This is a genomic window from Streptomyces sp. NPDC050161 (assembly GCF_044460025.1).
Classification (GTDB): Bacteria; Actinomycetota; Actinomycetes; order Streptomycetales; family Streptomycetaceae; genus Streptomyces.
Genome location: NZ_JBITJM010000020.1, coordinates 61,420 through 83,198, shown reverse-complemented (window position 1 = coordinate 83,198; position 21,779 = coordinate 61,420). Strand labels below are relative to the sequence as shown.

Genomic DNA, 21,779 nt, shown 5'->3' with positions numbered 1-21,779 from the left:
TCCGTGCGGCTTCCGCTTCCGCTTCCGCTTCCGTGTCGTGCCGATGGCGCGCCGTGGTGGGTCCTGCGCACCCACATCCTCCGGTCGGCCGCGGGTGTGCGCAGATCGGGCGCGGCCGATCGACGGAAGGGGGCCGGTTGCGGGCCCGCTCCGCGTGTTCGTACGAATGTTCGAGCGAAGGGTTATGGTGGGGAGGGAAGCAGGGACACGGGACCAGCCGGGGGGCGGATGAGGTACAGGAGGTGCGGATGCCGGGGTTCACGCATCTGCACACCGCTTCGGGGTTCTCCCTGCGCTACGGCGCATCCCACCCGGAACGGCTCGCCGAGCGCGCCGCCGAACGCGGCATGGACACCCTCGCGCTGACCGACCGGGACGGGCTCTCCGGCGCCGTCCGCTTCGCCAAGGCCGCGGCCGGGGCCGGCGTCCGCCCGCTGTTCGGCACCGAACTCGCCGTCGGGGAGCGCGTGGTGCGGCCCCCGGACGGCCACGCGGGCACGGACCGCCGACGCACCCCGGTGCGCGGCGGCGCCTTCGTCGACGAGTCCGCCGCCCGCGTGGTCTTCCTGGCCCGTGACGGCGCGGCCGGCTGGGCCGCCCTGTGCCGGCTGGTCACGGCCGCGCACGCGGACGGCGGCGAGCGGCCCGTCCTGCCGTGGCGCGCGCTGGAAACGGCGACGGACGGGGTCACCGTCCTGCTCGGCCCCGGATCCGACGTCGGGCGGGCGCTCGCCGCCGGCCGCCAGGACCGCGCCGTCCGGCTCCTCGCCCCCTGGCGCGAGCGGTACGGCGACGCGCTGCGCCTGGAAGCCGTCGACCACGGACGCCCCGGCAGCGGCCCCGGCTCGCTCCGGCTGGCCGCCCGCACCCTCGGCCTCGCCGTCGACCAGGGCATCCGCGCCGTCCTGACCAACGCGGTCCGCTACGCCGACCCCGGACAGGGCCCGGTCGCCGACGTCCTGGACTCCGCCCGCCTCCTGGTGCCGGTCGACCGGCACCGCCCCGACACCTGGGACAGCGGCGAACGCTGGCTCAAGGACACCGCCGCGATGCACCGCGCCGCCGAGCGGATCGCCGACGCGGCCGGCTTCCGGCGCGGCCTCGCCCACCGGCTGCTCGCCATGACCGAGGAGACCGCGGGCGCCTGCCGGGTCGACCCGGCAGGCGACATCGGGCTCGGCCGCGTCCACTTCCCCGAACCCCGGCTGGTCGGCGCGGAACACCGCACCGCCGCCCGGGTGCTGCGCTCCCGCTGCGCCGCCGGGATGGTGCGGCGCGGCTACGACCGCGACCGGGCACGCTGGGAGCGGCTGCACGACGAACTGCGCACCATCGAACGGCTCGGCTACCCCTCGTACTTCCTGACGGTCGCCCGGGTCGTGGACGACGTGCGGGAGCGGGGCATCCGGGTGGCGGCCCGCGGGTCGGGCGCCGGGTCGCTGGTCAACCACCTCCTGGGCATCGCCCACGCCGACCCCGTCGAGCACGGGCTGCTGATGGAACGCTTCCTGTCCGAGCGGCGGAAGGCGCTGCCCGACATCGACATCGACGTCGAGTCCGCCCGCAGACTGGAGGTCTACCGCGCGATCTTCGACCGCTTCGGTGCCGAGCGGGTCGCGACGGTCTCGATGCCCGAGACCTACCGGGTCCGGCACGCGGTGCGCGACGTGGGCGCGGCCCTGGGCATGGACCCGGCGCGGGTGGACCGGCTGGCCAAGGCGTTCCCGCACATCAGGGCCCGCGACGCCCGCTCGGCGCTGGCCGAACTGCCGGAGCTGCGCGGGGTGCGGGAGGCCGCCGACGAGCGGCTGTGGCAGCTGGTCGAGTCCCTGGACGCGCTGCCCCGCGGGATCGCCATGCACCCGTGCGGGGTGCTGCTCTCGGACGCCTCGCTGCTGAGCCGTACGCCCGTCGTACCGACCAGCGGCGAGGGGTTCCCCATGTCCCAGTTCGACAAGGAGGACGTGGAAGACCTCGGGCTGCTCAAGCTCGACGTGCTGGGCGTGCGCATGCAGTCCGCGATGGCGCACGCGGTCGCCGAGATCGGGCGGGCCACCGGCCGCCGCGTCGACCTGGACGATCCGGCGCAGGTGCCGCCGCGCGACCCGGCCACCTATGACCTGATCCGCTCCACCGAGACGCTCGGCTGCTTCCAGATCGATTCTGTGTCAAGTCTCAGTGTGTTGCCCTGGAGAGGCGGCTGGGGCGTTGACCGGTTATGGGTGGGGTGATGTCAGCAGGTGCCCCTAAGTGGATCGAGCCGTTCACCGGGCTGAGTACGGCACAGTTCAACCGGCTGATCGCGCTGGTGCGACGTCGTGGCGGCGACGTGCAACGGGGTCGGCCATGGCGATTACCGCTTGAGGACGATCGCCGCGTCGAACACGCTCCACGTCCGTAGGCCCGGGCGTGCGATGAACGTCGATGGCGGCGAACCGCGCGCTCGGGCGCAGGAATATCACTGATTCAACTGCGGGCGGAAAATGGCCACTTGGTTACTGCAGGCTGCAGTACCGTCAGGGTATGACGACCCCATCGGCCGGAGAGCTCACCGTTTCGGGTGCGAGCGTCCAGCACTTGTATGACCTCTACCTCTCCGACCGACTTCGCGTCAACCGCCGCTACCAGCGGAAGTTGGTGTGGAACGTGGAGGAGAAACAGCGTTTGATTGACTCGCTGTTGGAGAATCTCCCGGTTCCCTTGTTCCTCATGGCGTCGACTGAGTCGATGGACGGGGCCATCGAACTTGAACTCATCGATGGGATGCAGCGACTAAACGCGATATTTTCTTTCATTGATAATGAATTCTCAACCAACGGGGCCTATTTCAATCTCGCCTCCCTTGGTTCATCCGCCGCAGTGGCCTCTCGAACCTCAAAGATTCAGCAGCGCGAGCCAATCATGCCCGAAGAGGCTTGCATGGGGCTCCTTGACTACACGCTTGCCCTTTCTGTATTTCGCCCGAAAGAAGTCGCAGCGGTATCCGAGGTCTTCCGAAGGATCAACTCAGGCGGACGTCGACTCTCACGCCAGAATATTCGACAAGCTGGGACACTCTCCCCGCTCGCTGACCTCGTCCGTGTCATTTCCTCGCGGATCAGGGGTGACATCTCCCCCGGGGACGCTGTCGCCTTTCGGGTGATGCCCCAGCTGAGCATCACGAACCGCGGTCTCGACTACGGCGTCCAAGTTGACGATATCTTCTGGATTCGCGAAGACTTGCTGCAACCCACAGAGGTCCGCGAGTCCGCCGACGAACAGCTCATCCTCGACATTATCGCCGACTTCTTGATGGATCCCCTGGCTGAAACCAGTACCAGGATGCGGGACCAGTACTACGGCTACACCAGCATCGATCAAGAGCATCCCACCACACCGTCATACAAAGAAATCAACTCGGCCATCGAGGCATACGATCCACGGGCCGTTGAGGACCACTTCATGCACGTGTACGACATCGTGCGGTCTGTACTGGCGCAGGACACCAGCACCTTCGCGAGCCTCGTCAAATGCGCGAACGGGTCCGGTTCGCGAAGATGTTTCCACGCCACCTTCCTGGCGATCTACGAGCTCACCTACAAGGAAAAGATGCGCCTCAAGTCCCCGCGCACCGCTTGGGGGCATTTGAGCGGAATCGGATCGCTTATGACAGCAACAGCTCTTCCAACGCATGACGACGACTGGCAACAGGCTCCGAAGAGGCGAACAGTCGACGCGATAAAGGGAATACTCCGCAACGCGTTCGAAATGAGGGAAGAGGCCGCACAGAACCTCGGCAGATATGGGTGGGCTAGTCAGCTTGAAAGGCTGATGGGAAACGCGATTGTCGAACAGCAGTCGTTCGACTGCAAGCAGGGCTTCCTCAGGCTGGACACCTCGCGTCATTTCGACGAGGAGGCTTTCATCAAAATCTGTCGCACTATCACGGCGATCGCCAATACTGGCCCCAGAGTGACCGGATACATAGCGGTCGGGATCGCAGACAACGAGCAACACGCGGAAAGGGTCAAGGAACTTGACTCCGTTCACTCCGAGAGATTTCGAGGGTTTCACGTAGTCGGCATCGAGAGGGAGGCTCCGCTTGTATCTAAGTCCCTTAACGACTACTGGATGTGGTTGTGTCAGCTCCTCAAGAGCAGCGGTCTCGATCCTGATCTCGCAGGAAGGGTGACTGCAGAATCCAAGCTGGTCAACTACCGAGGCCGCATGGTTGCACTTCTGCACGTGTCATCGGGCACCCAACCCTACTTTTTCGAAAACACCCTCCTTGAGCGATCCGGGTCCGAAACCCTAGTCGTGGAGCAAAACGACTACTTCCGCGTGTTCCAGCGGTTTACCGCCCCCCGGTGAGTCGCCGACCCGCGCGTCGGTCTGCGCTGACGCGCTTGGGTACGGGGTCCACAACGTGCACGATGTATCCGTCGGGCGGCGAGCCAGTGGGGCTTGGGTGCCGGGACCGCCGCCAACGTCTAAAATGAGGGCCGGCGCGGGCGGAAGGTGGCGGCGGAGCAGGCCGGTGCCTTGGGTACCCGCCGTCGGCGATCACCGGAACGCCTCGGCAGGCGATGCCGATACCCGACTCGGTGAAGACCCGGCAGTCGTTGCGGCTACCGGGCAGAGGATCGCCGACTGCCACGACCAGGTAGCTGTTGGCGTCAATGACCACCTGGTTCGTCGAGTACCGGTAATTCTTGCTGGAGGCGGCGATGCTGCGGTGGGTGGGGACTAGGGCGCCGTCGACGATGTAGGCAGTGTCCTCGCGCTTACGGCGGGCCAGTGAGATCGCTAGCAGCGCTGCAAGATGGTCCAGGATCCGATCCGCGGCTTCCGGGGTGGAGCGATCTTGATGTCGGCGCGTCCGGGCCCGCTTCAAGGCCGTGGCGGTACTCGAGGAAGATAAGGACGCTGGCGATGCGGCCGATGCAGTTGCCGCGTCCGGCCTGCTGATCCGCCCCCTACCGCTCTGTTCCCCGAGGCCGGCATTGGGGGCCGATCGCGGTGCCAGTGCGCGGCGAGGTCGAGTACGGCGAGGGAGAGTGGACCCTCGTGGTTGGTGAAGGGGTTGTGTACGACTGTGTCCGGTGATGCGGATTGAAGCACGTGTGTTGCCGCTGCCGCGTGGGCCTGAGGCAGGGCACCGGCTTGGCGCAGTGCCACGGCGAAGAGGTAAATGCGTTGCAACGGTTGTACTTCCTGGCAGGCGTCGGCAATCGGATCCCAGGAGGCGGCCAGGATAGGACTGCCCTCCCGAATGCCCATGGGATCACTTAGGGCGCCCTGGAACGCCTCGATAGCGTCCCTGTCCACGCGGAGCCGCCGGATCAGCGGCTTGGTGAACATGGGCAGATGCAGGTCCGAGATGCCCGTGCGGAATCGGGTGTGAGCGCGGGTAGCAAGGGCTGGCAGATCTTGCGGTTCGGCTGCACCGAACGCAACGGCCAAAATGCCGCCCCAGTCGCGGTAGCCGCGGGTTGCGGGGTCACTTTCGAACCACTCTTCGAGGTCTCGGAGGGTGGCGTTGGACAAGCTGTCCGCTGGAAAAAGTTGTGCGTAGGCGGCTAGCTTCTCGTTCACATCAATAAGGCCTCCTCGGGTGTCGATGGCGTCCTCGGTGAGGATTGCCTTGAACACCTCGTCGGGCACATTCCAGCTTTCTCGGTCCAGGATCGATTCGAGGATATGATCCTGCCGATGGTGCGCCGTTTGGTCGAGTTTTGCCACGAATGCACGAAGAACTCCATCATCACCTCTATTTTCCTCTTTGGCCCACAAGAGGAAACCGCGATCCTGGCGGAGCGTGGCATCACGATCGGCCTCGTGGCGAAGCATCTCGGCGATGGCGGGGTGTCGTGAGGCGACTGTTGCGAGCGCTGACATGACATGGCGCCGCTGGTCGCTGACCGTTCGACGTTGGCTGTCGGACTTCCCGGTCAGCCGCTCGAAGATTTCGTCGCCGAAGTGTGCACACAACCGGTCCCAGTTCTCGGCGACGAGGTCAACAAGGATCTGATCCACATCACCGTCGTAGAGGACATCGAGTTTGACACCGGGCGCACCTGAGTGGCCGATGGTTTCCTCGATACCGTCGATCAGTGTGAGGTCGCCGAGCATGAGCATGCCGATCCAGGCCAGTTGTCGGCGTTCTTCGAGTTCAGGGCCGTAGGCGCACAGTTCGTCCTTGATTTCACTCCGTAGCCCTTCCATCTCGGGCGTAAGCGTGTCGGAGTCCGCCGGGTCACTGTAGGCCTGCTGGTGGCGCAGGATCGCTTGGATGAGCCCGAGGAAGGCGGTGCGGCGGATCTCGGTGTCCGGGTCGTTCTTCCATTCCGCCGTAAGGTCGATGAGGTCGGCCGCAGTGAGAGAGCTGCGTGCGAGTTCGAATGCCAGGACTTCGCGCAGCTCTGGTTCGATGTGCTTGAGCAAATTGAGGGTTTTGTTGAGGATGCGCTGGGAATGGCCATCGGTCCTGCCGCAGTACGCCCTGATGATAGCGGCCGGAATGGTGTCCGGAATTCCTGACGTGATCGGTCTTGGGTCGTGGATGAGTTTTTCGGCGAACTCTTGGACGACTGGCTGCCCAGGCCAGGCGTTGATGACCGCGGGAACGTGCCACATCAAATGGTGGGGGTCCACCGACGTGCACAGGGCAGCCAATTCGGTGGGGTCGTAGCTGGCAAGCACCTCCCGCGCGGCTTCGGCCTCCCCGTTTGGTTCCCGGACGGAGTTCTCGAACCGTTTCCAAGCCTCTGCTATGGCCTGGGCAACGACAACGCGCTCCTCGGTCCGTCCATGTACGTCGGGCTGGCGCAGCAGGGTCACCAGAACTGCGAAGCCCTCCTGTGGACCGAGCACGTCGATGGCTACGCCGGCCATCGGCGCAGCATGGGCGGAGTCGCCATGAAGCCGGTCGGCAAGGACAGTCCGGACCTGCTCGTCGTCTGCGTACCGCTCGACTAGCGTGCGGGCCGCGGCGTATGGCCGGGAGGCACCCAGACCGCGCAACAGCACCGTTCGGGCGTCGGCAGGCGGCAGCGCAGCGGCGAGACCCGCTACGAGGTACGGCATCACCCCCCGCAGTTCGGCGTCTAGGTAGGGGTGGAGAGCCTGGCCGAATTCCGGATCATCGCGCCATTGCTGGGGAATCATGCCGACGTTGTACAAGATCAGGCCGCGTCCCTTCGGATCTGCGAGCTCTGCGGCCGTCCATTCTTTGAAGCGGTTGTCGTCGGCGAAGACGTTGCAGGCCAGGGTCCACGCAAGACCACGGTCGCCGCCGTTGCGTCCGTTTGTCGTCAAGGTCTCCAACGCGAACTCGGCTACCTGCGTATCCCCGGTGGCGGCGATGTTGACAAGGTCCGCTGCGGGCCATGGCCCGGAGAAGTGGTCCTCGCGGCGAAGCAAGGACAGCAGCCAGGCACGTTCCTCCGGCCGGTACAGTGCGGCATCACCTGATGCACTGCCGCGCTGCACTAGATGCAGGCCAACCAGCCGGAGTGAGCCGGACGGCTGACGTCGTGCCCAGTCGACCAACCGTGTGGTTTCGGGTGTGTCAGCCCAGCCGTCGCCGAGGGCGAGGATGGCAGCGGCCTGGGTCGCTGAGGACGGCCCCGTCTGGGTGAGCGCCACTAGTTGGCCCAGCAGATGCGACTGGCCACCGAACCGGTGCGCGATGGCCAGCGCTGCGTTGACCTTCACTTTGTCTTCTGGGTGCCGCATGCCCCAGAGCAGGTACTCCGCCGCGACGTCTTTGGCGATGTCAAGATCACGCAGCGCCCACATGGTCGGCGAAGGATCGGGACGCGGTGCTGTGAGCCACCGTTTCATGACCGGCAGCAGATGCGTGCGCGTGGCGTGGCTCGCGAGTGCGCCGGTGAGCGCGACGATGAGGTTCGCCCGATGGCGCAGCGACGGATGGGTCTCCACTCGTTCGACGAGCCGATTGATGTAGCGAGTCTGTGATTTTGGGCTGAGCTTGACACCGGAGGCAAGCGCCTCGGCGAGCAGCTCGTATCCGTCAATGTCTGCCCATTGGTGGCCGCCCGTGTGGAGGGCCGCGGTAAGCAGCGGCTCGGTTGCGTGCGAGCTGACCTGCGCGGTCAGCAATGCCAGCAGCACATCGCGCCAGGCCGGATCGTGCACGAACCGCTGCATGGCCGCGATCTGTGCTTCGGCGGGCAGCGTGGCGAGATACTGGCCGGCGAGGTGGTCGAGCACCACGCGATGCAGGAAGCCGAAGGACCCGGCGCCGTGCGACACGATCAGTCCGAACTCGTCTTCTGCCATGGCGAGGACTGCATCGGCGATTTTGCGGGCGTCGCCTTGCTGATAGCCGAGGACTTCGTTATCGGTCATCGACTCCACGATGAGCGTTCGCATCTCCGGTTTGGTGACGGTACCGGCGGGGTCTTTGACGCGGAGGCGGTAGGCCACGGCGGCGAATAGGGTAGTCGCCTCCGTAGCTGCCAGCAGTGCTCCGCGCGCGTGTGAGGCGCGCTGCCGCATCTGGGGATGCTTTTCGACGAGCAGCTCAACGAGCCGAGCGTAGATCTTGAACCGTTGACGGGGCAGGGGCTCGCCTTGCCATGTCGTGGCCAACAGCGTCAGGAGGAGCGGGGACCTGGAGAGCTCTGCGAGTTCCGGGCTGGCCTCGAGTTGATCGAGGAACGGTTCGACGCCGACGTGCCAGGGGGAGGGCGATGAGGCTTCCGGCCTCGTGACTGGTCGAAGGACGCTGGCTGCGATCGTCAGGCGCTGTTGGTTGGTCAGCGGCGTGATCTCGGCTTGCGCCCACGGGCGCCTCCAGTTGAGCCGGTCGACCGCGTAGGGGCGTGTGGAGAGGATCGCTGACGCCTTCGTGCGACCCAGGAACGCCTCCAGTGTCCCGAGGGCGCGTTCGGCTGCGCCGACGTCGCTCCACTCGTCGATGCCGTCGACGAGCAGCAGCAAGCGGTCGTCCCGCAGTGCGCGCTGGACCAGCGGACAGAGATGGGTGGCGCTCTGCGACTTCAGCCAGGCTTCGGCGGCTGAGACGAGCGAGTTGTCCGTCGACGCTTCGAGGTGGCGGCACAGGAACCCGAACGGTAGCCAGATCGGCAGGTCGGTGGCGTGTTCCCGCTGTAGCGTGATCGACTGTGGTTGGGACGAGAGCAGGTCCGTTGCCATAAACCGCAGGAGGCTGGACTTTCCCGCTCCCGGACGGCCGATGAGCAGCCGGTATTTACCGCTGGCTAGCCACTCGTCGGCGGCAATGGTGCCAGCGCTGGCTGGCGCAGCTTGGCTTCTGCGCTTGAGCAGCTGGCGGGCGGACCTGAATGACTGTCGGCGAGCGCCGAGCCGCGAGGCGAGGTAGGTGTGACCGTCGCCCGAATCTTGTGCAGGGCGAAGTTCTTCAACGGTCGGCTCGGGTTGCTCGGTGCCGATGACGTCGGCCGGTTGGCGGTTGGGGTCGACGTTCAGGATGACGAAGGCGCCGTCGGGTTCTGCGTTCTCGACTGGGTGGAATCCGCCTTGGGCGGAGAAGACGGCGTGGTAGAGATCGCGCAGCTCTGCGCGTAGTTCTCTACTGTCCTGGTGGGGCAGGTTGTTCGCAATGGTCTGGGCTGCGTCCGGGCCGCAAAAGCGCTCAACCCACGGTCGGCCGAAGAAGTCATCGATGATGCGGGGGTGATCTTTCAGCAGGTGGGAGACCTCCTGCACACCCCACGGAACGAAGGTGATCTTGAGTTTGGCCAGCCGTTCGGTCTGCTGGCGGACCGCAGCGTCCAGCTTGGCGTTCTGCAAATCGAACGAGGTGGCGAAGTGGAACGCTGTCGTTTTGGCGGCCCACTCGCCCTTCAGTAGGTCGTCGACGGCCTTCTTGATCTTTGCCGCGGTTAGCGCTTTGATCCGCCGAGATTGCAAGGTGATGTAGTCCCGGCCGCCGGATTCGCCGTGCGTCAGATCGAGCGGAAGTCGCGCGTAGGCGTCGATCCCGCCTTGGGCTTGGCCTGGCACACCGAAGAGCTTGGCGTACTGGACCGGCCGGACGGCGTGCAGCAGCCTGAGGAACAAGCGCTCAGCGTCGGGCCATTCCAGTTCGCCGATGGGCAGCACCTGCGCCCTGGTGTCGATCGGCGGTGCCGGCACCGCACCTGTGGGGGCAGACCACAGAAGCGCTTCGGTGCGGTCTCGCCCACCCGCCCCGTCCATGAATGCCATCATCGCCATTACTTCGCTGCCTCCCGCCTCGGCTGCGGCTGCCAGACGATGACCAGTGTCCTATATCCGTTCTTGGTCCAGCCGCAATCGCCCCCTCGGGTGCCTTCGTCGCGGTTTGGTTACTTCTGCGCCAGCAGGGTGTTTGGCGGTGGAGAATGCTGCCGACATGAGGGATCTAACTGCCGCTCACCGCGGTTATGAGTACCAGGACTTGATGGAGGCAGGCCGCGTCGTCGACCTGCTACTTGGCGGGATCGCCAGGGTCCACGTCGACAAGAAGCTGGTGACGGACGACCGCTTCGACGACCTCACGGTGATCAACGCAGACGGATCCCGTGAACGGACCCAGTTCAAGCACTCGGACGAGAAAGGCCCCCTCGGGTACGCCACGTTCACGATTGACGATCACCGCGGACTGGGGCTGGACCGTCTCGTGGCGGCTGCTGTCGCCGATCGGGACGGACCGGGCGCCGCCGCCACCGCCCACCGGCTACGCATAGTGATGCGCGACGCGCCACCGGATCACGAGGCACTGAACGAGGTGATGGTGCCAGCCCGCTCCTCCGACGTGCCGTTCCTGCCGGGGATGAACAGCACACTCCTGCGGTTCGACGCGGAAGCACTCTGGCGAGGGTACGACTTGCCCGCGCGGGGTCGGCGCCCGGAGGGCAACATTTTCGGGTTCCTGACCAGCGGTGACAGGGCTGTGTCCAAGCAGGACCTGGAATGGCTGTGCGAGCACCTGGTGGTGGAGGTCGGTGCACCGGCCATGACGACGGACCTCCTGCAGCCAGGGCCGGCCGAACAACTCCTCCTCCAACGCGTGCGTGGCGAGCTCGGTGCGGGGATCTATCCCAACGAGGGACGCTCACCGGTGGACGTAGCCGAGGCGCTGATCCGCGCAGTCCGCTCCGCCCGGCAGCGCGGAACCGACGTGACACCCCGCGAGCTACTGCGCCAGACCCAACTGCGCAGCGACCTCGGCGCCGTGGTGCGCGCGAACCCTGTCGACCGAGCCCTGGAAGTGGCCAGGCCTGCCACGGTCGGCGTCCTGGCGGAAGCGGCCGGGACAGCGGCAGCCGACGGGGGATTCCTGCTGGTCACGGGCTCTCCGGGACAGGGTAAGTCCTGGGCGTGCCAGCAGTTGGTCGACCAACTCACCAGTGACGGATGGCTGGTCGCCGAGCACTACTGCTACCTCGGCGACGCCGACGGTGACCAGCTGACCCGGGTGGTCACCGAAACGGTCTTCGGCAGCCTGCTGGGCCGGTTGGCCGAGTCGGACCCCGACCTTGTCCAGGAGCAGCGCCCACGTTTTGCCGCCGATGCGCAAGCACTGACGACGGCTGTGGACACCGCTCTGCGCAAGGACCCCGCCCGGCGCGTGGCGCTCGTCGTGGACGGACTGGACCACGTCACCCGCGTACAAGGAGGAAGGACCAGGAGAGCCGATCCGTCCCTGGCCCTCGCCGCGGTCCTCGGCTCGCTGTCTCTTCCGCCCGGTAGCGTCCTCATCGTCCTCAGCCAGCCCGGGAACCACCTCGTCCCCCTCCAGGACGCCGAGGTGGCTTCCGTCGCCGTGCCGCCACTGACCGCGCACGAGTGCCGCGCCGTCGCGGAGCGGCTCGGGCTCGTCCCGGCGGCGGACGACGAGCGCACTGAAGCCCTCCTGACCGACAACCGCGACGTGACCGACTTCCTGGACGCGCTTCAGGAACGCTCCGGCGGCAACGCCCTGTACGCGACATACCTCTGTCGCGAGGTCGCCCTCCGGCCGGAGACGATCACGAAAGCCGCGGCAGTGGTGCGGGCACTTCCGGCCTACCAGGGATCGTTGGAGGGCTACTACGCCCACCTCTGCGACACGCTCGGCGCGGAAGCCGATGTTGTTGCGGACATCATCGCCCTGCTCGGAATGTCCGTCACCCGCGAGGAGCTCGGGCAGATCATCCCGGACCGGGCGCACAGGATCGACGGCGCGCTGAAGGTGCTGGCCCCGGTGCTCTCCGGGACGGCCGGACCCGGCGAAATCCGCGTCTACCACGAGTCGTTCGCCCGCTACCTGCGCCTGGGCTACGGCAGCGACCCTGGGGCCCTGGAATCGACGCTGGCGCTGATCGCCACCTGGCTGACTGGGAAGGGACTGTTCGACGACTCGCGGGCCTTTCGCCGCCTCCTGCAGATCCTCGCCGAAGCTGGACGCGACACGGAGGTGGTGGACTACATCGGGCGAGACTTCGTCACCCGGGCCGTCGCCACCGCCCACCCGGCCTCGGCGATCAGGGACAACCTGGCCACCGGCGTGCGCTGTGCCGCGCGGACGGCGAACTGGCCGGTCGTCGCGCGGTGCGTCGAACTCGCCAGGGCCGCGCAGACGTACGAGTTCGAGCGCTTCGACTCGGACCTGGTGGAATTTGCCGACGTGCCGATCGCCTTGATGGGGGCTCAGGCGCTGTCGGACCGGCTCCTGCACGACGGCCGGACCGTCATGCCCGTCCGGGCAGGTCTGCAGATGTGCGCCGTCCTCGACGCGGCAGGCGCCGTGGCACCCTGGCACGCGTACATCACGGCACACGACCACGAGGCCGAGTCGGACAACACCTCCTACGGGGCGGAGTCCGACCGAGCCGTCGAACTGGCTTACCTGCGTGGCCGGTTGCGCCTGTCGGCTACCGATCAGGGGGTAGGTGAGGGGTTCCCCGAGGACAGGACTGACCGGCCGGTGTCGCTGGACCGCATCGCCGAGTGGTTCGACGAACGGGGTGACCAGGCAGCGGCCGACGCCGTCGTGAAGATGCTCCTCGACACCGTCGGGATCGAGGCCGTCACCGACCTGGTGCCGCGCCTTGAAACGGGCGGCCCAATATGCCTCGCACTCGCCGAGCAGATCGCCGCAGGCGCGGTGCCTGGAGAGGTGGGCAACGCCACGGACTGGGCGCAGAAGGCCGCCGACCTGGGCTACCTGCCGGGAGCGGCGCACCGGCTGCTCGCACTGGGGGTCGCCGCCGCCGATCTCGCCGTCGACCTTGCGGTAGACGAGACTTCGACCGCCCGCGACACCCTGTTCGCGCTCACCCGCGGCGTACAGAACGAACAGGTCCGGTGGAGCCCCGAGCCCGTGGCCAGGTGGCTCGATGCCCTGGCGATCACGACCCGGACCGATCTCATCGTCCTGGACGCGGTACCGGCTCTCGTCCAGGGGGCCGGCTGGTACCCCTGCTGGCTGCGGTTCGCGATCGCCCTCGCACGTGCCGAAGCCGCCGAAGCATCCACCCGGTCCGGCCTGGTCATCGAAGCCCTCGGGCTCCTGACCGCAGACCTCAGCCCCTTCGCCGGCGAACCCCGTGCGTGCGACCTCTACTCGATCCATCCGCTCATTGAAGAGTCGGTACGCCGGGCGGCCGCCCTCGTGTCCGACCAGGACTGGCCGCAGGCGTGGAAGACCCTCATCCACGTCAGCCGGAAAATCAGTGTCAGCCTGGGCGGCGAGATGGGCGGACCGCTGCCAGCCGACACACTCCTTACGACCGCTGTCGAGCACACCACGCCCGCACGGCGGGCCGGCGTCGCCGAAGCTGTTCGCAACGAGTTCCTCCAGCAGGCCGGCGGACGCTTCTACAGCGACCTCGCCCGTTACCTCCTCATCCACGCGCGCCTCGCCCTCACCGCCGAGGATCTCGCCGAGGCCGAGAAGCACTGGCTGGCGGCCTGCCACTTCCTAGTGGCCTACGGCTGGCGCAAGGACATCACCGTCTATGAGGTACTGGATCCGCTGCCCGCCCTGGTCACTGCGGACCCGGCCCGGGGGCGGGCGCGGGTGGCGCGAATCCAGCCACTGTGCGAACGCCTTGTCCTTCACACCGACGGCAAGGAGACCAACGCTGCCCGCCCGCGGTGGTGGAACGTCCTGGCCGGGGCAGACCCTGCGGCCCTTGCCGATCTCGCAGCCACCGGCCTGCTCAGCGACTGCAACGGCCCGAATACCATCCTCCATGGCGCCCGAGAAGACCTCTGGCGCGCGTGGAACGACACTGCCGATCCAGTCGTGGCAACCGCGCTCCGCATCACCTTGGACACCCCGCTCCTCCAAGCTGACGCCGCGCTTCTGGACCGGCTCGCCCGGACAGTCTGCCCCTCCACGCCCGATTGCGTTCGACAACTGCTGCGCATCGCACTGAGCAGGGCCGACGAACGGCAAGCCAACCGCGACTCCTCCAGCGACCAGACCAGGCAGGCCGACGCACAGCTGGTCGCGGAACTCAACGCCGTCGCCGAACGCGTCGGCGCCCCGCAGCTCACCCGCCTGCCCGAACCACCGGTCACCGACGAGTCTCAGCCCCGCCGCAGCACACCTGTCCCCGCGCAGTCCGCCACGGCCCCGACCTCACCTGCCGCCCCGTCGCCCGCGCCCTCCGAACCGGTCGGCCTGATCCAGGTACTGCGCGCATGGCACCTGAGCCCGTACGAGGCCGACGCACCACAACACACCCTCGAACAGATGACAGACCTCGTCGGCGACGGCCTGCTCAACCTCGCCACCCGAGGACAGACCGACGAGGCCGCACAAGTCCTGCGTGCCATCGCCGGCCCCTTCGACTTCCGGGACGGCCCACTTCTGCTGCGCCAACTCGCGGACAAGCTCCGTCAGAACGGCCACGACACTCTCGCCGCCGAAGCCTACGCACTGACCTGGGTACGCACCCGCGGACAAGGCGGATGGCTGAACTTCGGAGGCGAAACAGCCCTCGACGCCCTTCGTATCGCCGCGCAACTCGATCGCACGCTCACCCATCGCGTCATCACCAAAGAGGCCGAAGCAGTGGTGAGCGCCGGCCGGTACGGGACCCACGGCATCACCCAGGCACTAATCTTCGCCTTCGCCCAACAAGCCTTCGGCCTGCCCCCGAACGACTCCCTCGACCTGGCCTTCGCCCTCTGGGACGAAGCCGTAACGGTCATCGAGAGCAGAGCACCACGGGTCCACGACAGCGACGACCCCCAGCACCCCTACCGCGCCCCCGACAAGGGAACCCCCGCTCCCGGCAATCTCGACCACGCCTTCGCGACCGCGGCACTGGCCGCAGTCGCACACGCGGACCGGGAAGGCAAACGCCGAGCGATGGTTGCGACGCGATCTCTGGTCACACTGCGTCCCGAAGTCACGGCACCCGCCATGGCCCTCGCGCTGGAGCAACTCTCCGATCCGGCGACCCTGATGTGGCTGCTGTGCCTACTCCAGGAGCAGGGGCCGCAAGCCCAACCTGTCGTGGACCACTGCCAGGGGGCGCTCGAGGCACTGGCCCGAGGGCCGCTGCTCACCGTCCGCGCCCTCGCCCGTCGGCTGCTCACCGATGCGGCCAGTGTGCCCATGGGAGCATCGGAATCGGCCGGGCTGAACCCGCCGAGCCGCTTGTGGACCTCCGCCGCACAGGGAGACAGTCAGAGAGACCGCGTCGTGACGGGGATGGTGGCAGAGGTGGCTGGCGCGCGGCTGAACGAAGCCGAGCAACTGCAGCCCGGGCTGATCCGAGCGGTCCTCGCCAGGGTTCGCCGCGAGGTTGACACGGAGCGCACCATCGAGAGGAACAAGGTTCAGTCCCGCGCCAACCGCAGCGTCGACGAGGGCGAGCTGCCGGACGCCTATCTCACCATCGAGGAGACCATCGAAGAGGCGATCCAAACGGTGGCGGCGGGTAGCCGCGCGTACAGGGTCTCGCAGGGCTTGGGCATGAGCGATCCGGCAGCTTGGGAGGATCAGCTGGCCACCGTACTGACAGACGACCCCCGCTTTCCGCTGGCCTTCGAAGAGGCACGCTGGCCACGCCCCGACCTTCCTGTGCCACCAGGCCCGGACGCCCCGGCCAGCCAGGTCACTCCGCTGACCGGAACAACCGCCGAGACCATCTCCACACGGCCACTGACGCAAGCCGCCGTCCTCACAGGACAGACCCTCCCGGGCTGGCGCATCCTCGCTTCCGTGGAGGAACGCAAGTTCCTGTCACCGCAGACTCGGAAGACCGGCCTGACCGTCGTGAGCTTCTCAGGCCCGGAAGCGAGGGATTACGGGAATCAGGACAGCGACGCTATCCCCTTCTCAGACGGCGACATTGAGGAGTGGACCCGACCGCCGGGGCAGCACCCCGCCGCTGACCTCCCGCCGGGGATCCCGCTCCTCGGTCTCGACCGCGCCATGACCACCGCCGCAGACGCCGCCCAAGGCCTGGGACTACCCGGCTTCACGCTGACACCCACCCCGTGGCTCCGCACCGCACTCTGCCTGAGGCCCGGAGCCCCGCTGACACTGGAGGACGACCGAGGTCCGGCCCTGCGGCTCGTCTGCTGGCGCACCGAGTACGAGCGGAGTGCCTACCGCCTGCCCTGGCCACGGACGACCGGCTGCGCCGTCGTGATCCGCCCCGACCTGCTGGACATCCTGTCCGAGCAGGAATCCGCACCGATCGTCACCCGAGATGTCGTCATCCGGTTGGAAACGGACTGAAGAGAAGTAGACAGGGCACCGTGGTCTGAAGGGACGGCACCCAGTACCAGGCCACGAGTACGACCTGCCCGGCGCCAGTGCGTGCACACGACGTGTGCGGGCCCTGGCGCCGGGCGTGCTCGGGATCAGGCAGTGGGCTCTGCTTCGGCGGGTTGGGGCGCGTGGGGCCGCAGGGGGGCTCACGGAAGAAAAAGTAGAGGACCGGGACCACTGTAGAGGGCCCAGACCGCGAGCTGGAGCACGGTGGGGTCGGACTGGAAGTTGAAGATGCCCTTGAGCAGGGTCCTGTACCAGTTGGTCTTGGGGATGGTGCTGAAGGTGTCGCAGGTGAGGTTCTGCAGACCGGGCAGGTTGCTGGCCTCCTGACGCCCTAGGCGAGCACTCCGGCGACGATGACAACCAGCCACAGCAAGATCGGTTGGCTGAAATCTTTTTATCGAACTATTGTGCGAGTAGATCGGATGTGGCGTCCTGGTCGCAGGACGACAGACGAGCAGGGGGTGCCAGAGCAGATTTGGAGGTGCACGATGGGCGTTTTCACGCATCTCCACGTCGCTTCCGGGTTTTCCGCCCGCTACGGGGCCTCTCATCCGCAGGACCTGGTGCGCCGGGCGGCGGAGCTCGGCATGGGTGCGCTCGCGCTGACTGATCGGGGCAGTGTCACCGGCGCTGTGCGGCACGCGAAGGCGTGCCTGAGTGCCGGGGTACGCCCAATCTTCGGGGTGGATCTCGCCGTCCCGGCGTTCGACACGACAAGGGCTCCTCGCCGCTCGCGCACACCGGTCCGCGGTGGTGGGCACGTGGCGGAGCCGCGCCTGAGGATCACGCTGCTGGCAGGCTCCGTGAGCGGGTGGGCGTGTATCTGCCGTCTCGTCTCCGCGGCCTACGCGCATCCGGTCGACGGCTTTCCGGTCACCTCGTGGGAGGCGCTGCAGGAGGGCTTGGGCGAGGATGTGGTGGCGATCCTCGGGCCGACCTCCGAGCCTGTACGTGCGCTGGCCGCCGGGCGGCCGGACGTCGCGGAAAGGCTGCTCGTCCCGTGGCGGGAGACCGCGGGTCAGGGACTTCTCCGGCTGGAGGCGGTCGCCTACGGACTGTCCGGGCTGGGCGCGGGATCGGTGCGGCTGGCCGCGCACACCCTTGCTCTGGGTGACCGGCTCGGCATCCCGACGGTGCTCACCAACGCGGTGCGTTACGAGCGGCGCGAGCAGCACCGTCTGGCCGACGTGCTGGACGCCGCCCGGTTGCTGCATCCAATCCCGCAGCGTGAAGCCCTTGACCCGGGCGAGCGGTATCTGAAGTCCGGAGCCGAGATGGCCGAGGTGGCAGAGCGGGTGGCCGCGGCCGCGAGCGCCCCGGCCGGTCGAGGGCGGCGTCTGATCGAGGAGACGGCAGCTACCGCCGAGCAGTGCATGGTGGACCCGGTGCGCGACCTCGGCCTGGGGCGGGCACACTTCCCCGAGCCGTACGTGGTGGGAGCCGGCACCCGGCCGGGGGACGGGATGCGGTTGCTGCGGCAGCGCAGCGAGGCCGGGATGACCGCCCGCGGCCTCGACCGGGACGTGCGGGCGATGGATCGGCTCGGCTACGAGCTCGGGGTGATCGAGCGCCTCGGATATGAGGCGTACTTCCTCGCGGTGGCCCAGGTCGTCGCGGACGTGCGGTCCATGGGGATCCGGGTCGCCGCCCGCGGCTCCGGTGTCGGGTCCATGGTCAACCACAGCCTTTTCATCGCCACGGCCAACCCGCTCTCGCACCGGCTCCTGTTCGAACGCTTTCTCAGCGAGCGCCGCACCGCCTTGCCGGACATCGACCTCGATGTCGAGTCGGACCGGCGCCTGGAGGTCTACGACCGGATCTTCGAGCGGTTCGGCTCCGAGCGCGTGGCGGTTACCGGGATGCCGGAGACCTACCGGGCCCGTCACGCCCTGCGCGATACGGGGCTTGCGCTCGGGATCCGCCCGCAGACCGTCGACAGGATCGCAAAGAGCTTTCCGCACATCCGCGCGTGCGACATCGGCTCCGCACTGTCCGAGCTGCCCGAACTGCGGCAGCTCGCGGCCGAGGCCGACCAGTACGGTCCGCTGTGGGAGCTGGCCGAGGGCCTGGACGCCCTGCCGCGCGGCTTCGCCATGCACCCGTGCGGAGTGATCCTTTCCGACGCGAGCCTGCTCGGTCGCCTCCCGGTGCAGCCCGCTCCGGGAGGCGCATATCCGACGGTGCAGGCGGACAAGCACGATGTCGAAGACCTCGGCCTGCTGAAGCTCGATGTCCTCGGCGTGCGCATGCAGTCGGCGATGGCGCACTCGGTCGCCGAGATCCGCCGCACCACAGGCCGGCACATCGACCTCGACAGTCCCGACCACGTCGACCTCGCCGATGAGTCCACCTTCGAACTGATTCGCAGCACCAAGGTGCTGGGCTGCTTCCAGCTCGAGAGCTCAGGCCAGCAAGATCTCATTGCGAGGCTCCAGCCACGGCACATGCAGGATGTGATCGCCGACATCAGCCTCTTCAGGCCCGGCCCGGTCGCCGGGGGCATGCCCGCGAAATTCATCGCCGCCCGGCACGGGGTCGAGGAACCTCGATATCCCCACCCCGACCTTGTGCCGATCATGGACGACACGTACGGGGTGGTGATCTGGCACGAGCAGATCATGATGATCCTGGCCATGATGACCGGTTGCGACCGTGCCGCCGCAGATGTCGGACGCCGCGCCCTCGCGGACGCCGAGCGGCTGCCGAAGGTGGAGGCGTGGTTTCGCCGCTGCGCCGACGAGCGCGGCTACACCCCGGACGTGATCGGCGAAGTCTGGGACATCGTCAAGGAGTTCGGGGCCTACGGATTCTGCCGCGCGCACGCCGTGGCCTTCGCGGTCCCGGCCGTCCAGTCGGCGTGGCTCAAAACGCACTACCCCGCCGCGTTCTTCGCCGGGCTGCTCCAGCACGACCCCGGCATGTGGGCGCCCCGCGTCCTGGTCCAGGACGCGAAGCAGTTCGGAGTGACGATCCTGCCGGTCGACGTCAACACCTCCCGCAGCGCACACAGCGTCGAGCCGACCCCGAACGGCTGGGGCGTACGGCTCGCGTTGTCCACGGTGCGCGGGATCACCGAGGCGGAGAGCGCCCGCATCGAAGCCGGGCAGCCGTACGCCGGACTGCAGGATCTGTGGCTGCGCGCCCGCCCGTCCCTGCCTCTCGCCCAGCGCCTCATCAAGATCGGAGCTCTCGCTCCGCTGCAGGGCGGGCTGACCCGGCGGGATCTACTGTTGCAGGCCACCGAGCTGCACCGCTCCGCACGCAACCGGACCGCGATCGACGGCCAACTGCCGCTCGGCGACGAGACGCACGCGGGCGAGCCGGCCGGGCTGCCCGAGATGACCGGTCGCGACGTGATGAGTGCCGAAATCGACGTGCTCTCCATCGACGTCAGCCGTCATCTGCTCGAACACCACCACCGCCTGCTCGCCGAGCTCGGCGCGACCGATGCCCACCACTTGCAGGCGATGCACCGCGGACAACAGGTGCTGGTCGCCGGCGTGCGGGCATCGACCCAGACGCCGCCGATCCCCTCCGGCAAGAGGGTCATCTTCGTGACCCTGGAGGACGGCTCCGGCCTCGTGGACCTCGCGTTCTTCGAGGACTCCCACGACACCTGCGCGCACACCGTCTTCCACTCCGGCCTGCTCCTGGTCCGCGGAGTCGTCGAGGAACGCGGCCCTCGGCGCACCGTGGTCGGGCAGGCGGCCTGGGACCTCGAGGAAGTCGCCACCACCCGCCGCGACCTGGGCCCCGAAGCCGCTCTTGGCCTGCTCGGCCGCACCACACCCGCCCCCACGCCTGCCCGTGATAGCACGCCGGGCGCGGGCCGGACACTCGAAGACGGAACGGCCGGGGCAAAGCTCAACGCCTGGAGCGATCTGCGGCCCGCCGGTTCCCGCTCCGCCGACCTGCGACGCCTGGGACATCGATCTCCCGGATCGGCGGGGTGAGCGCCATGACCACCCGAGCCCGAAGCATCCTGCGCATTCAGCTCCACGACCTCGGCCCGGCCGGCCAGGAGACGTACGAGCGGGCCCTCGCGCTGCTGCGTGATCTCACCCCGCTGGTGCAGGCACTCCCCCCGGACGCCGCCGACCTCGATGTCACCGGTGCCCTGCGGTTCTTCGACCGAGACACGGGTGGCTTGGCGGCCATGGCCGCACTCCGCCTGGCGGCACACCTCGGGCTACGCGCGACGATCGGCGCCGGCCCGAATCGGATGCTGGCCGCGATGGCGGCCGACACGACCGCTCCCGGCCAGGTCACCGTCGTCGCCCCGGCCCCCGGGGCAGTCGCCGCGTTTCTCCGTTCCAAGCCTGTCGGTGCCCTCTACGGGGTCGGCCCGGCCACCGCCCGTACGCTCGGGGAGTACGGCCTCCACCGCATCGGCGACCTTCTCGACGTTCCGTTGCTGACGCTGCAGCGCATCCTCGGCAAGGCCACTGCCGTGACGCTGTCGCAACGGGCCCGCGGCCTGGACCCGCGCCCTGTCACCTCCGAGACGGCACCCAAGTCCACCGGTTTCTCCTACGAGTTCAGCCACGACGAGCTCGACCCCGCCGCACACCGCCGTGCCCTGCTCGACCTCTGTGAACGTCTCGGGCTGCGGCTGCGCACCACCGGCCAGGTCGTCGCGCGGCTCGCGCTGAGCATCTCGTACGCCGACGGCGCCACGACACAGCGATCGCGCACGCTGGAGGAGTACACCGCTCACACACCGGCACTCAGCGCTGCCGCGTACGACCTGTACTCCCGCTTCGGGCTGCAGCGCGCCCGTGTCCGCACGATCACTGTTCGCGCGGACCTCACCGATGCCCAGTACGCCGTCCAGCAGTTGCTCCTGGACCCGGCGGACGGCAAACGACGCCGCATCGAGCAAGCCGCCGACCGGGCGCGGGCCCGCTTCGGTGATCAGGCGATCCGCCCGGGAACCCTCGCCCAGCCCAACGGCACACCCATGTCCCACCTCGTGACCCGGGCACCTGTCAGACCACAACGGAGCGGATGTGACGGCGCGGGCACGGGTTCCATTCGCTGACAA

At 67.8% G+C, this 21,779-nt stretch carries 5 protein-coding genes and 4 pseudogenes; 6 read left to right on the top strand and 3 right to left on the bottom strand.

What is annotated here, in order from left to right; translation table 11 throughout:
- Positions 1-248: 248 nt before the first annotated feature.
- From ACIBK8_RS27710 to ACIBK8_RS27700, 3 genes and pseudogenes are all read left to right on the top strand, one after another.
- A pseudogene (locus ACIBK8_RS27710) lies at positions 249-2,165 on the top strand (PHP domain-containing protein); the annotation flags it as partial.
- Between the two features lie 53 nt (positions 2,166-2,218).
- A pseudogene (locus ACIBK8_RS27705) lies at positions 2,219-2,368 on the top strand (IS5/IS1182 family transposase); the annotation flags it as partial.
- 155 nt (positions 2,369-2,523) lie between these two features.
- The gene (locus ACIBK8_RS27700; RefSeq protein WP_399044579.1) at positions 2,524-4,350 is read left to right on the top strand and encodes a DUF262 domain-containing protein; all 1,827 of its coding nucleotides are present in this window, start codon (positions 2,524-2,526) and stop codon (positions 4,348-4,350) included.
- A gap of 175 nt (positions 4,351-4,525) precedes the next feature.
- Here ACIBK8_RS27700 and ACIBK8_RS27695 read toward each other — a convergent pair.
- Both ACIBK8_RS27695 and ACIBK8_RS27690 read right to left on the bottom strand, forming a co-directional pair.
- Positions 4,526-4,825 (bottom strand): annotated as a pseudogene (locus ACIBK8_RS27695) (transposase); the annotation flags it as partial.
- A 44-nt stretch (positions 4,826-4,869) separates the two neighbouring features.
- Positions 4,870-10,206, bottom strand: coding sequence for an NACHT domain-containing protein (locus tag ACIBK8_RS27690; protein WP_399044578.1), 5,337 nt, complete (start codon positions 10,204-10,206; stop codon positions 4,870-4,872).
- 157 nt (positions 10,207-10,363) lie between these two features.
- Here ACIBK8_RS27690 and ACIBK8_RS27685 point away from each other — a divergent pair, with 157 nt between their 5' ends.
- Positions 10,364-16,696: an AAA family ATPase gene (locus ACIBK8_RS27685; RefSeq protein ID WP_399044577.1), complete on the top strand. Its 6,333-nt coding sequence runs from the start codon at positions 10,364-10,366 to the stop codon at positions 16,694-16,696.
- A gap of 179 nt (positions 16,697-16,875) precedes the next feature.
- Here the strand turns inward: ACIBK8_RS27685 and ACIBK8_RS27680 are convergent.
- Positions 16,876-17,099: pseudogene (locus ACIBK8_RS27680) on the bottom strand (iron transporter); the annotation flags it as partial.
- Positions 17,100-17,223: 124 nt separating this feature from the next.
- On the opposite strand from ACIBK8_RS27680, the gene ACIBK8_RS27675 reads away from it, so the two are divergent.
- The gene (locus ACIBK8_RS27675) at positions 17,224-20,688 is read left to right on the top strand and encodes a DNA polymerase III subunit alpha (protein ID WP_399044630.1); all 3,465 of its coding nucleotides are present in this window, start codon (positions 17,224-17,226) and stop codon (positions 20,686-20,688) included.
- Positions 20,685-21,776 (top strand): DNA polymerase thumb domain-containing protein, encoded by a 1,092-nt coding sequence (locus ACIBK8_RS27670; RefSeq protein ID WP_399044576.1) that lies wholly within the window; start codon positions 20,685-20,687, stop codon positions 21,774-21,776. The genes ACIBK8_RS27675 and ACIBK8_RS27670 overlap by 4 nt, the downstream gene beginning before the upstream one ends.
- The last annotated feature ends 3 nt before the right edge of the window (positions 21,777-21,779 follow it).